This window comes from Cobetia sp. cqz5-12, assembly GCF_016495405.1.
Classification (GTDB): Bacteria; Pseudomonadota; Gammaproteobacteria; order Pseudomonadales; family Halomonadaceae; genus Cobetia.
This window is the reverse complement of sequence record NZ_CP044522.1, coordinates 1,189,017-1,202,387: the sequence shown is the minus strand read 5'-3', so window position 1 is coordinate 1,202,387 and position 13,371 is coordinate 1,189,017. Positions and strand designations below refer to the sequence as shown.

The following is a 13,371-nucleotide window of genomic DNA, read 5'->3' as shown; positions in this document are numbered from 1 at the left end:
GCATCGCCGCCCGGTATCAGTGACAGCCAGGGGCTGCAGCGCCCTTGTCCGAGGCGAGGGCCCCCGAGGCGCGATTCGGCGGATTGTTGCCACCGAGTAACAGACGCTGAATATCCGTGGCCGCCATCGGCTTGTAGAAGTAATAGCCCTGGATCAGGTCACAACGCATCTCGCGCAGCAACTCCAGCTGCTGCTCGTTCTCCACCCCTTCCGCGACCACCTCCAGCCCGAGGCGATGACCGAGGAAGACCGTGGCCTCCATGATGGCGCGGTCCTTGGGTTCCTGGGCGCACTCGATCACGAAGGAGCGATCTATCTTGAGCGCCGTCACCGGCAACAACTTGAGATAGCTCATCGAGGAATAGCCGGTGCCGAAGTCATCGATGGCGATCTTGTAGCCACGGTCGTAGAGCGCCCGCAGGCTGTCGCGCACCTTGATATCGGCATCGATCAACACGTTCTCGGTCAGCTCGATACCGATGTCCCGCGGTGTCAGTCCGTATTCCTCGACATAGGCCTCAAGGCGGGTGAAGACGTCCGAACTGATGGCCTGGCGTCCGGAGATGTTGATGTCGATCCGATAGCCCTTGAGACCCATGGCGCGCCATTCGGCCTGCTGACGACACGCCTGGCGGATGACCCAGTCTCCCAGACGTTCGATCAAGTTGGTGCGCTCGGCGACCTTCACGAAATCGGAGGGCGGAATATAGCCCTCGGGAGAATGCCAGCGCAGCAGCGCCTCGAAGGATTCGATGCGCTCACTGCGCGCCGCCACCTGCGGCTGATAATGCAGCGACAATTCCCCTCCGCCATCCTGATTCAACAGCGCCTGCAGGCGTCCGGCCAGATGGTGCTGATGCAGCATCTCGTTGCGGACTTCCTGATTGAAGAACTGATAGCCATCGCGCCCGGCCAGCTTGGCACGATGCTTGGCGACATCGGCATTGCGCACCAGCTCGGCCGCCTCGCTCCCATTCTCGGGATACAGGCTGATGCCGATACTCAGGCGCAGCAGCAACTGGCGCCCTTCGATCTCGAAGGGTCGCTGGAAGTCCTGACGAATGCACTCGACCACCGACAGGGCATCACTCTCGTAATCCAGTCGTGGCATCGCCAGCACGAATTCATCGCCACCAAAGCGCGAGAGCAGATCCTGATTGCGCTGGAAGCCCTGCAGACGCTTGGCCACGCTGCGGATGACGCGGTCACCCATCTCGTAACCGAGGGTGTCATTGATCTCGGTGAAATGATCGATATCGAGAAACAGCACCATCAGGGTGTCGTCATGACGCTGGCATTCACTGAGCGCCTCACCGAGTTCGCTCTCGAAGGTCTGGCGATTGGGCAACTCCGTCAGGGGGTCGAAACGCGTCATGTAATCCAGATCACGCTGGACCTTGCGCTCACCCGCCAGATCGATGTCGATACAGAACATCAGCGGGTTGTCAGTGCGCTCTCCCAACATCACATGGTGGGAAAAGACAGGCACGGGGGCGCCTGACTTATGCTTGAGCTCAAGTTCACTGGAGGGAATCTCGATACCTTGAGAGACCCAGGCATGGTGTGCGTCCACCACGACATCTGCCATCGTCTCCGGGATCACCAGAGTTTCCAGGCATCGTCCGCGAGCTTCCTGCTCGCTATAGCCGTATAGCCGCTCGCTGGCCTCGTTCCAGTAGATGACGCGGCGCTGGCTGTCATAGCCCTGAACGGCGACGCGCGGCAGACTTTCCAACAGCTCTCGAAAGCGCTGATCACTGACGGGAAGTCCCTTGCTGGTCGAGAGGCCAACCATACTCGTCTGCATGACCGCCTCCTGCGTATGCTGATGATGTGACACCTGACGCTTGCGAGATAGCATGATGCCCGCAGTTGCGCCAAGAATCACCATCAGTAACGCGGTTGGCCATCGACCCAGCATGCTCTGGCCCCACATCACCACCATCATCAACGTCAGTACCACGGCAATGATGACGGGACGAGAGCACAATATTCCGGCGGCCCTGAAGGCCTGGCGGAACCCTTTAGCCATGTTGAAGGATACCTCCGCTGCCGTCCTTCGCCTGTTCGCCGGACTTCGGCGGGGCAGATCCACTCGTGACGGAATGTCACTTCGAACGAGTTCTCTCACACGCAGAACGAGTTCTTGTCGTCATGGGAAAAGTCTAAGGGTCTGCTGCGCGTAAACCCAGCGTCTTGCAGCACCTCTCGATGACTCTCCTCAACGCTTCATGCAGTGCCAGACGGCCTGAACCTGCGTCGCGCTGCTCGTCTGCAAAGCGCGAAGAATAGCGCCAATGACTTACATAATACCAGTCGATTAGATTACTCATACCTCGATATTGGCGATGTACCCATATTGATGATACTTGCGCGAGATTAGCGTGTTACCGCCATGGTACGGGTTTGACTATCTCGTGCGCACCTTCCCATTCTCCTCGACGTTGCCAACGCAACACCTTCCATCTGCGCCCAAGCGCACAAAACGTCGAGGAATTTCATATGAACATCGCAAATCGTGGCGTACGTCAACTGGCCGACTCTTCCCGCAAGATCACCCTGGAACAGGGCGGCCTGGTGGAGCACTACCCGACCCCCAAGACGGACACCACCCCCTTGCGCCTGCCGCTTGCCTCTCAGTACTGGCCGGAGGCAGTCCACGAGGATCTGGCGCGCCAGCATTGGAGCAAGGCTTCCATCACTTCCCAGATCGACCTCAAGGCCTGGCAGGGCTTCCTGAAGGACCTGCCGCGCGACCCCTACGTCAACACCCGCTGGAAGCGCATGTCCTGGCTGCACCTGAACGACCAGCATGAAGTCGAGACGCTGGGGGAATGTCCGATGGCACAGGGCGGCAAGTTCAATGACGCCGCCAGCATGGCTGACCGTCTGCGCTATTACGCACCGCTGGAAGAAAGCTTCACCGAGCGCGAGGATGTACGCGCCTTCGTGAAGGCCTGGGCCGACATGTGGGGTATCGGCCCGCGTGAACCGATCCTGATGCAGATCACCGGCGTGCGCGGTGATGGCACCATCGATCCTCTCCAGGGTCAGGGCATCCACGCCGATGGCTGCAAGTACCTGAGCATCCTGGTGCTCAACCGCGAGAATGTCAGCGGCGCCATCAACACTCTCTATCAGGACAAGGCAGGCAAGGAGCTGCTGACCACCACGGAGCTGGCACCGGGCGAGGTCCTGCATATCCACGATGACCAGTTGTTCCACAGTGTCAGCTCCATCACCCAGGAGAACGCCGGCGAGCACTTCGAGCGCTTCATCATCATCATCAACTGCTCGTTCATCGACGAGTTCCAGAACCGCATGCTGCGTCGTCATTTCCCGGACGCCGTCCTCAACGACTGCGAGTGAGCAACGGATTGCTCGCGAGCCATCACAGCGAGACGCATCGCAGCTTGCGGCGTCGTCTCATCTGAAGCCCCGCCGCGCAGAAGCCAAGATGCCGATGCCCCCCGATACGTGAAACCCTGCTCTCAGCGCCTGAGCGCCTGAGCGCCCAAGCGCATGTGCACCTGAACATCTCAGTATCAAAGTGCATGGGTACCCAAGTACCTGAGCCTCATGGCGTCAGATGCAGGGAAGAAGAAGGAGAACCTGTCATCAGGTGACGCACTGTCACAAGATGCGCGCCGACGAAAACGTGCATATGCAGCACCCAGCGCCAGTCGGGCAACCGGCTGGCGCTTCTATATGCCATAGAGCGCCCGCTTCGCGCTTGTCCTGAATCATGCTACTGCCTTGTTACATGATTCTTCTCTCCTCTTCTTTCTCCACTCTTCACTCTTTCCTTGTTCTCGCTTTCTCCTCCTTCACTCTCTCCTCTTGCTCTGCTCTCCCCCGCTGCCGCGCTTTGCATTACTCTGGTGTCGTGCGCTTGGCACTCTCGGCGCGCTCGCCTGTCGTCGAGCCGCATTTGTTTGCATCGTCGCTGCGGCGGCGCTGTCCTTCCCTCTATGCATCAGGGACCTCTCATGACCTTTGAAAGCGGGCTGACCTTCTTCATCGCCATCTTCCTGTTTGGCATCACCCCCGGGCCTGGCATCCTGGCGCTGCTGGCGCGTGGCATGAGCCAGGGGGGCAATGCCTGCGTGCCGATGGCCGTGGGCATGAGCCTCAGTGATGTCTGTTACATGCTGGCGGCGGTGTTTGGCCTGTCGGCCCTGGCCACGCATTGGGGCGAGGTCTTCGTGGTCATCCGTATCCTGGGTGCCGCCTACCTGCTCTATCTCGGCTACAAGTTATGGACGAGCTCACCGACGCTGGAGGAAGCTGATGTCCCCAGGCTACGCGGCAACTGGTGGAAAGGGTTTTTGCAGGGCTTTCTCATCTCGGCCTCCAACCCCAAGGTCATCCTGTTCTATATCGCCTTCCTGCCCACCTTCATGGATATCACCCAGCTGACCGGTAGCGATATCGTGATCGCCGCCGTACTCAACCTGAGCGCATTGCTGCTGGGCGTGGTGCCGGTGGGCTATCTCGCTGGCCGTGTCCGCCGCTATCTGCGTTCGGCGAAGGCGGTCAGACGCCTCAATCGCAGCGCCGGCGGTCTGATGATCGGGGCGGGTGGCTATCTGGCATTGCGCGGCTGACGCCTGAACGACGCTTCATGTGACACGAGCGCCTTGCACAAACGAAAACGCCCCTGCCGATTGGCAGGGGCGTTTGTGTCGAGAAGCATGTGGTGTGATTGCACAGCGCTTGCAGTCAGTCCACGGCGTCAGAGCACACTGACAGCTCAAGTCAGCATCAGTTGCCTGCGCTTGCCGTCCTTACTGGCGGATGCCTTCGATGACCAGGTACAGATCGACGGTGGCCGCATTCGGACCAAGCTTGGATGTATCGATACCATAGTCGGCAAGCTTCAGCGTGGTAGTGCCTTCAAAGCCCTGACGGTAGCCGCCCCACGGGTCTTCACCGCCACCGATATGATCCACATCCAGGGTCACGGGCTGCGTCTGGCCGTGCAGCGTCAAGTCACCCTTCAGCTTGCCGGAACCATCGCCAGTAGATTCGAAGCCGGTCGAGGTGAAGGTCGCCGTCGGATATTGGGAGACATCCAGGAAGTCGGCCGACTTGATGTGCTTGTCGCGTTCGGCGTGGGCGCTGTCCAGGCTATCGACATCGACCTCTACCGACACCTTCGCATCTTCCGGCTTGCCCTGGTCATAGGAGAAATCACCGCTGAACTCCTTGAACTGCCCCAGCACGTAGGAATAGCCCAGATGGCTGATCTTGAACTGGATGAAGGCGTGCTGGCCATCGGTATCGATCGTGTAATCGGAGGCCTGTGCCTGACCCGCCATCAGCGGCAACGACGCCGCCATGAGACCTGCCACCAGTGACTTGCCGAGGAAGGATGTCTTGTTCATGTTGGTGCTCCTTGAGAGGTTTCGTCACATCTGGCGTTCGAGCGTACCCAACGCCTTCCTTTTCGTCAGCGCAGCGGCCGAATCATGCGCCGCAACGTGTCCTGCCCATCCAGCAGGTGATGCTTGAATGCTGCCGCCGCATGCCCCAGCGACAGGATGATCAGCACACAGGCAGCATACCAATGCACCTCACCTGCCCGCGATGCCTGATCCTTCAGCCCCGAGATCACTGCCGGCACTTCGAAGAGATCGAATACCTTGATGCCACGCCCGTCAGCGGTGGAAATGAGGTAACCCGAGATCATCACCACCAGCATCAGCACGTAGAGCAGTACATGCCCGATCAGCGCCGCGCGCTGCTCATTGCGCGTGCCGTGAGCCTGCGGGGTCGTCTGGCTCCAGCGCCAGGCGAGCCGCACCAGCGTCAGCACCATCAATATCACCCCGACCGAGCGATGCCACCACGGACCGAGCTGGTACCAGGCATCGTAATAGCCAAGCGACGTCATCCACCAGCCCAGCGCGAAGAGCCCGACGATGGCCAGCGCCGACAGCCAATGCATCACGATGACAGGCCAGCCCCAGCCCCGTCGAGAATTACGCCACATGAAGTGCTCCTGATGACAGTCTCCACCTGCCCCTCGAGCTGGCAGGTTCTTTGAGCAAGAGCTTAACCAGTGCCCGGACGGACGCCAACCCTTGCGGGCAACACCGGGGGAAATTGTCCAGAGACACCAACGCCCGGCAGAACCGGGCGTTGGCATGCACAGCAGGCGTTACGGGGCTCAGCTCGCGAGACGATCAAGCCCGCGCGCCAGATCACGCTTGATGTCGTCGAGATCTTCCAGACCGACGGCAATACGCAGCAGGCCCTCTTCGATGCCGGCGGCCGCTTTCTGGTCATCGCTGAGGCGACCGTGAGTCGTGGTGGCCGGGTGCGTGATGGTGGTCTTCACGTCACCCAGGTTGCCGGTGATCGACAGGATGCGCGTCGCATCGACCACCGACCAGGCCGCCTCGCGGCCGCCCTTGACCACCACTCCCAGCACTGCACCGAAGGCCTTCTGCTGGGCCTTGGCCAACTCATGCTGCGGATGACTCTCAAGTCCGGAGTAATGCACCCGCTCGATGGCCGGGTGCGCCTCCAGCCAATGTGCCAGTGTCAGCGCGCGTGCGCAGTGGGCTTCCATGCGAATGTTCAGCGTCTCCAGGCCCTTGAGGAAGACCCAGGCGTTGAAGGGGCTCAGGCACGGCCCGCAGGTCCGCACCACGCCATAGACCTCCTCCATCAACGAGGAGCTTCCGACCACGGCACCACCCAGCGTCCGGCCCTGACCATCGAGATACTTGGTGGCGGAGTGGATGACGATATCGGCGCCCAGAGTCAGCGGGCGCTGCAGGGCCGGCGTACAGAAGCAGTTGTCGATGGCAAGCCAGGCGTCGTTCTCATGGGCCAGCGCCGCCAATGCCTGGATATCGCCAAGCTCGGACAGCGGGTTGGATGGCGTCTCGGCAAACAACAGTTTGGTGGCCGGCGTGATCGCCTCGCGCCAGGCGTCCAGATCCTTCAGTTCGACGAAGCGCGTGGTGATGCCCAGCTTGCCGAAGTACTTGGTGAACAGGCTGACACTCGAGCCGAAGATGGAACGCGATGCGACGATTTCATCACCGGATTCCAGCAATGCCAGCACGGTGGACATGATCGCGGCCATGCCGGAACTGGTCGCCACGCAACGCTCACCGCCTTCCATCGCCGCCAGGCGCTCCTCGAAGAAGCGCACCGTCGGATTGGTGAACCGCGAGTAGATGTTGCCGGCTTCATCGCCCCCGAACTTGGCCGCGGCCTCAGCGGCGCTGCCATAGACGAAGCTTGAGGTGGTGTAGATGGGCTCGCCGTGTTCCTGCTCGGCACCGCGCAGGTGACCGGCACGGATGGCGAGCGTCTCGAGACCCAGCTCATCGCGGGAAAGACCGGCGCGGGAAAGATTGTCGTCGTGCATGGTGTCCAGTACCTCTACTGATGGAATCTACTGCCCTGTGATCACGATCCAGCGTCACGCGCCGCTGTGACATGTCGCGTCTTCAGCATTTCGGGTCGCGTCGACAGCAAGAAGAAGGAAAAGCGATGCGCCAATGTTACCGGTTTTGAACGCGCAACGGGCCCCGGATTTCTCCGGAGCCCGTTGCGGTTCGCTCATCGCGTGATTGCCTGCCGAGGATGACAGGCAGCCGGATCAGTCGATATCTTCCGAATCGTTGTGCAGATCCACCACCGCGTGGGTCTCGCCAGCGCTCTTGGCGCCATCATTGCGCGAGGCACGCAGGTCGTTCAGATAGGCTTCGTCGATATCGCCGGTCACGTAGACACCGTCGAACACGGAGCAATCGAACTCATCCAGCGCCGGATTGACTTCACGACAGGCGTCCTTCAGGTCATCGAGGTCCTGATAGAACAGACGGTCAGCACCGATCAGGTCCGCGATCTCCTTCTCGGTACGGCCATGGGCGATCAGCTCTTCCGCCGCCGGCATGTCGATGCCGTAGACGTTGGGGTAGCGAACCGCCGGGGCTGCCGAGGCGAAGTAGACGTTCTTGGCGCCCGCTTCGCGCGCCATCTGGATGATCTCGTTGCAGGTGGTGCCGCGCACGATGGAATCATCCACCAACAGCACGTTCTTGCCGGCAAACTCGATATCGATGGCGTTGAGCTTCTGACGCACGGACTTCTTGCGCAGTGTCTGACCCGGCATGATGAAGGTACGGCCGATATAGCGGTTCTTCATGAAGCCTTCGCGGTAAGTCACTCCCAGATGCTGGGCCAGCTCGAGGGCGGAGGTACGCGAGGTATCGGGGATAGGAATCACGACATCGATGTCCTGCTCCGGCCATTCACGCACGATCTTGTCGGCCAGCTTCTCGCCCATGCGCATGCGGGTGCCGTAGACGTAGGCTCCATCGAGCAGGGAATCCGGGCGCGCCAGGTAGACGTGTTCGAAGATGCACGGCTTGAGGACCGGATCATCCGCGCACTGCAGGGTGTGCAGCTCACGATCCATGTCGATGAATACCGCTTCACCCGGAGCCAGGTCACGGATCAGCTCGAAGCCGGCGACGTCGAGCGCCACGGACTCGGAGGCGATCATGTACTCGACGCCTTCGGCGGAGTCACGCTTGCCGAAACACGCCGGACGGATGCCGTGCGGATCGCGGAAAGCGACCAGGCCAGTGCCGTTGATGATCGAGACCGCCGCGTAGCCGCCCTTGCAACGACGATGCACACGACGCACGGCATCGAACACATCACCGGCGCCCAGACGCATGCCCTGCTTGCCCAGCTCGTGAGCGAAGACGTTGAGCAGCACCTCGGAATCGGAGCTGGTGTTGATGTGACGCAGATCAGAGGAGAACAACTCCTGCTTGAGCTGGTCGGAGTTGGTCAGGTTGCCGTTGTGCGCCAGCGTGATGCCGTAAGGCGAGTTGACATAGAACGGCTGTGATTCCGCCTCGCTGGAGGAACCGGCGGTCGGGTAGCGAACATGGCCGATGCCCATGTTGCCCTTGAGACGCTGCATGTGACGAGTGCGGAAGACATCACGCACCAGACCATTGCTCTTGCGCAGCAGGAAACGACCTTCGTGCCAGGTCATCATGCCCGCGGCATCCTGCCCGCGGTGCTGCAATACGGTCAGCGCGTCATACAGCGCCTGGTTGACCGAGGCGTTGGCCATCAAACCTACAATCCCGCACATCCCGTCATTACCTCACTAATACACACTTGGATAGGGAAGCGCACGCTGGCGACTGCCGGCGCCCGTCCATATGGCAATATGAGTGCTCACACGGCGCAATTGTCAGGCCTGCCCCCCATGCAGGCAACACCTGACCGATGGGTCAACCCCTTCGACTGCCCCGCATGAGGCTTCAGCAACGCGTGCCGAATTCCGAAAACGACAACGCCGGGCCATGATGCCCGGCGCTGAAAATCCTGCCTGTCACTGCTCATCACCCGCATTGCGGCTTGCGGCCTCGCCAGCGGTGCTACCTCTGAGCAACGCCTCCAGCGAGGGCTGGTCCTGCGTGGCATCCTGGCGCGTGAAAGACTGCAGCGCCTGCTGGCTGAGGCTATCGCTCAACGCACGCCCTTCTCGCTGGGCGCTGTCGATCAGACCGCTGGCCTGCTGCTTGAGCCGGGTGCCGCCGGTGGAATCCGGCAACGACACGCTCTGCCCCCAGTCACCGCCCGTATCCCACTCACGATAGCGAGCCAACGACCAGTCGCGCAGCTGCTCAAGCGTCGGCCGCAACTGGGCGGCCTGCCAGTCGGCGCTGTCACGCAGGGGGGTCAGCCCCACCACGGCGGTAATCAGCACCAGTATGACCGCCGCGCGCAAGGCACCGAACACACCGCCGAGCAAGCGATTGAAGCCGCCCATGCCGACCGCATGAATTAAGCGCTCCAGCAGGCGCAACATCAGCCCCCAGATCAGTACGCTCGCGATCACCACCAGCACGAAGCCGACCGCGGTACGAATGCCCGGCGAGACGATCATCTCCTCAAGCAGGCCTCCCACCTCGGCGCCGAACTGGCGTGCCGCGACCAGTGCCACCAGCCAGCCCGCCAGGCCCAGGGCCTCGCTGAGCAGACCCCGCATCAGCCCCAGCAGTACCGAGATACCGATCAGGCCCAGACATAACCAATCGATCCAGACCAGATCGTTCACTCACCCTCCTTGCGTCGTACCAGCAGGCCCTTGATATTGACCTGCTGCTGCAGGCGCGAGCGCGCGGACTCACCGATCTCGGAGGACTTGTACGGGCCGACGAAGACCACGGTCAACTTGCTGCCACGCGGAATACGGTATGCCGCGAACCCCTTGCCTTGCAGCTCCTTCTGGAGACGCTCGGCGTTGGCCGGGTCACCGAAGCTGCCGACCTGCACGGCCCAGCCACCGGCGGAAGATGACGGCGCATTTGAAGCCGCGGCAGGCTTCGGCTCAGGCTTGGGCGCGGGCTTGGGTTCAGCCTTGGGAGCCGGCTTGGGAGTGGGTTCCGGTTCCGGCGCCGGTTCAGGCTTTGACTGCGACTCACTGCTGGCCACAGAGCGGGTCGGCGACAACTGCTCGGCCTCGGCGATACGGCGTTGGGACTCGGAACCACTGCCGCCCGGGGCACTGTCACGCACCTTGCCACTGCTGTCGACGAAGGTGATCGGCACATCCGTGCCAATCTTCAGCTCGCTGGGCGGCTGCGGCTCATCGACGTTGGAGCGATCGATATCCACCGGCTTGCCAAGCGTCATCACCGGACTCGGGCGCTCATCACGGGCCGGCGGCTCATCGAAGAGCATCGGGATGAAGATCACCCCCAACGCCAGCAGGATGACCGCACCACTGATTCGCTCGCGCTTGCCATATTTCATTGTGACATCTCCCTTGCCCCCGAAATCCAGGACCCGCCGCCGGCCTGCATCAGGCCTGTGCGTCGAGCCACATCAATGCTTCACCGACCGTGAAGAAGGAACCACAGACCAATACTTCTCCAGCGCTCGTCTCGCGTGCCAACCATTCGGCTGCAGCGGTGACCGTCTCGCACTCCGCCAGCACCGCACCACCACAGTGGCGGACCACGGAGGCAAGCTCACTGGCCTGGCGGCTACGTTCGCCATCCAAGGTGGCGACGACGAAGCCATCCACCACCGGTGCCAGCGCCTGAATCACGCCAGCGGCGTCCTTGTCGCCCAGCATGGCAAGCAACGCTCGCCGCGGCCGGGTGGCAGGATCCCGCGCGCAACGCAGGTCATGAGCGGCAAGACGGCTTGCCAGATAACTCGCGGCATGCGGGTTATGGCCGACATCCAGACACCAGTCACGCCCGTGACGACTCAGCCACTGCATGCGCCCCTTGAGCTTGACGCTCGCCATGGCCTGCTGCACGCATTCGGCGTTGAGCTCGATACCGGCCTCGACCAGAGCATTGAGCGCACTGGCCGCATTGTCCCGCGGCAAGCCCGGGTCTGGCAGCGCATCGAACGTCAGCGCCGGTACCGACAGGCGCTGCCATTGCCATTGCGAGGTAGCCGAATGGTCCGTGCTGCCATCCACACTGCCATTTACAAATTCAGCCGCGGCCTGCCAGCGAAAGTCCTGCCACAGCACCTGCGGTGTGACGCCCAGCGAGCGAGCATGCGCCGCGCAACTGGCGGGCAGCACATCCGAGCCGAACACGGCCGGTTTGCCGGCGCGCAGAATACCGGCCTTCTCGAAGCCGATGTTCTCCAGGTCGGTGCCAAGAAACGCGGCATGGTCCTGCGCGACCGTGATGATCATCGCGACATCACAATCGATGATGTTGACGGCGTCCAGACGCCCGCCCAGGCCGACTTCCAGAATCGCGAGCTGCGGTTGCTGCTGAGCGATCAGCCATAGCCCGGCCAGCGTGCCGGCCTCGAAGTAGGTCAGGCTGATCACGCCCTCGTCATCCACCGCCTCACCACTGGCTGACAGCCCGGAGTGGCGCGCGGAATCGACCTGCTCGAAGGCCGTGACCAGTGCCGCATCACTGACGTCTTGACCATTGAAGCTCAGACGCTCGTTGTAATGCAGCAGGTGCGGAGAGGTATAGGTGGCGGTACTCAGCCCGTGGGCACGCCCCAGCGCCTCGAGCATGGCAACCGTCGAGCCCTTGCCGTTGGTGCCCGCCACGGTAATGATGCGGCCACCGAGCCGACGCGCGCCCGCCCCGACCAGACCGAGACGCCTGGCCACGCACAGCACTCGGGCGAGGCCCATATCGATACTGACGGGGTGCTGATGCTCGAGACGCGTCAGCCACTCATCCAGCGAGAGGCCACGCGGCACGGCATCATGCAGAGGGGAAAGCTGCCACGAAGCGGCATCCAGCGGAGGGAGTGAGGAAGGCTGCAGCACCTCATCGGTGCTGCAGCTTGCCGGGGCGGAGCCCTGCTCAGCCATCGCGACGTTCGCCTTGCGGCTTCTCGCTGGTGAAGGTCTCGTCGAGCACGCTGTCCACGGCGGAACGCGGCTCGGCCGGTGCTTCGACAGTCGCATCCGCCTCGACGGATTCTTCCTCGACGACCGCATCCGCGACCGGCAGGTTGGCGGCGCTGACCGGCATGCCCTGCAGCTTGAGCAGGATGCTGGACAGGCGCTCACGCATCTCGCGGCGGTGGATGATCATGTCGACGGCGCCATGCTCGAGCAGGAACTCGGAGCGCTGGAAGCCTTCCGGCAGCTTCTCACGCACGGTCTGCTCGATGACACGCGGACCGGCAAAGCCGATCAGGGCGTTCGGCTCGGCGACATTCAGGTCACCCAGCATCGCCAGCGACGCGGAAACGCCACCGAAGACCGGGTCGGTCAGCACACTGATGTACGGCACGCCAGCCTGCTTGAGTTTTTCGAGCGCCGCGGAGGTCTTGGCCATCTGCATCAGGGAGAACAAGGCTTCCTGCATGCGAGCACCACCGGAGGCGGCGAAGCAGACCAGCGGGATGTTCTCGGCCAGCGCAAGTTCTGCTGCACGCACGAACTTCTCACCGACGATGGCGCCCATGGAGCCGCCCATGAAGCTGAACTCGAAGGCCACGGCCACGACCGGCTGACCGGAGAGAGCACCGCGCATGGCGACCAGCGCATCCTTCTCTGAGGTCTGCTTCTGGGCAGCACTCAGGCGATCCTTGTACTTCTTGGAGTCGCGGAACTTGAGGCGATCGACCGGCTCGAGATCCGCCGCGATTTCCTCGCGGCCTTCACTGTCGAGGAACCAGGACAGACGTGCACGCGCAGTGAGACGCAGGTGGTGGTCACACTTCGGGCAGACGTTGTCGTGCTTGGTCAGCTCCGGAAGGTACAGGACTGCTTCGCACTTGGGGCATTTACGCCACAGGCCGTCAGGAATGGAGGTACGCCGATCCTTGCGTTGGATACGGCTCATTGACGGCACAATCTTGTCAAGCCAGCTCATG

Annotated in this window: 11 protein-coding genes; 2 read left to right on the top strand and 9 right to left on the bottom strand. The window is 62.0% G+C overall.

Going from position 1 to position 13,371, the window contains the following annotated elements; translation table 11 throughout:
- Positions 1-16: 16 nt before the first annotated feature.
- On the bottom strand, positions 17-1,807 hold the full coding sequence (locus tag F8A90_RS05130) for a putative bifunctional diguanylate cyclase/phosphodiesterase (RefSeq protein WP_233593450.1): 1,791 nt from the start codon (positions 1,805-1,807) through the stop codon (positions 17-19).
- A gap of 695 nt (positions 1,808-2,502) precedes the next feature.
- On the opposite strand from F8A90_RS05130, the gene F8A90_RS05125 reads away from it, so the two are divergent.
- Together F8A90_RS05125 and F8A90_RS05120 are read left to right on the top strand one after the other, a co-directional pair.
- Positions 2,503-3,369, top strand: a complete 867-nt coding sequence (locus tag F8A90_RS05125; protein ID WP_200019269.1) for a 2OG-Fe dioxygenase family protein — start codon at positions 2,503-2,505, stop codon at positions 3,367-3,369.
- A gap of 620 nt (positions 3,370-3,989) precedes the next feature.
- Positions 3,990-4,607, top strand: coding sequence for a LysE family translocator (locus F8A90_RS05120; RefSeq protein ID WP_200019268.1), 618 nt, complete (start codon positions 3,990-3,992; stop codon positions 4,605-4,607).
- A 180-nt stretch (positions 4,608-4,787) separates the two neighbouring features.
- Here F8A90_RS05120 and F8A90_RS05115 read toward each other — a convergent pair whose 3' ends face one another.
- The 8 genes from F8A90_RS05115 to accD form a co-directional block, all read right to left on the bottom strand.
- Entirely contained in the window at positions 4,788-5,387 is a 600-nt protein-coding gene (locus F8A90_RS05115; protein ID WP_043336921.1) for a YceI family protein, read from the bottom strand.
- A 65-nt stretch (positions 5,388-5,452) separates the two neighbouring features.
- Positions 5,453-5,995, bottom strand: a complete 543-nt coding sequence (locus F8A90_RS05110; protein WP_200019267.1) for a cytochrome b — start codon at positions 5,993-5,995, stop codon at positions 5,453-5,455.
- Between the two features lie 177 nt (positions 5,996-6,172).
- Positions 6,173-7,387, bottom strand: coding sequence for an O-succinylhomoserine sulfhydrylase (locus F8A90_RS05105; protein WP_166019381.1), 1,215 nt, complete (start codon positions 7,385-7,387; stop codon positions 6,173-6,175).
- A gap of 234 nt (positions 7,388-7,621) precedes the next feature.
- On the bottom strand, positions 7,622-9,136 hold the full coding sequence (purF, locus tag F8A90_RS05100) for an amidophosphoribosyltransferase (protein WP_166019380.1): 1,515 nt from the start codon (positions 9,134-9,136) through the stop codon (positions 7,622-7,624).
- A 243-nt stretch (positions 9,137-9,379) separates the two neighbouring features.
- Positions 9,380-10,108: a CvpA family protein gene (locus F8A90_RS05095; RefSeq protein ID WP_200019266.1), complete on the bottom strand. Its 729-nt coding sequence runs from the start codon at positions 10,106-10,108 to the stop codon at positions 9,380-9,382.
- The gene (locus F8A90_RS05090) at positions 10,105-10,806 is read right to left on the bottom strand and encodes an SPOR domain-containing protein (protein ID WP_200019265.1); all 702 of its coding nucleotides are present in this window, start codon (positions 10,804-10,806) and stop codon (positions 10,105-10,107) included. The genes F8A90_RS05095 and F8A90_RS05090 overlap by 4 nt, the downstream gene beginning before the upstream one ends.
- A 49-nt stretch (positions 10,807-10,855) precedes the next feature.
- Positions 10,856-12,358 carry a bifunctional folylpolyglutamate synthase/dihydrofolate synthase gene (locus tag F8A90_RS05085; protein WP_200019264.1) on the bottom strand — a complete coding sequence of 501 codons (1,503 nt, stop codon included), beginning with the start codon at positions 12,356-12,358 and terminating at the stop codon, positions 10,856-10,858.
- A complete protein-coding gene (gene accD / locus F8A90_RS05080) occupies positions 12,351-13,370 on the bottom strand; it encodes an acetyl-CoA carboxylase, carboxyltransferase subunit beta (protein WP_166019376.1) in 1,020 nt (339 codons plus the stop codon). Before accD ends, F8A90_RS05085 begins: the two co-directional genes overlap by 8 nt.
- Position 13,371 lies beyond the last annotated feature (1 nt).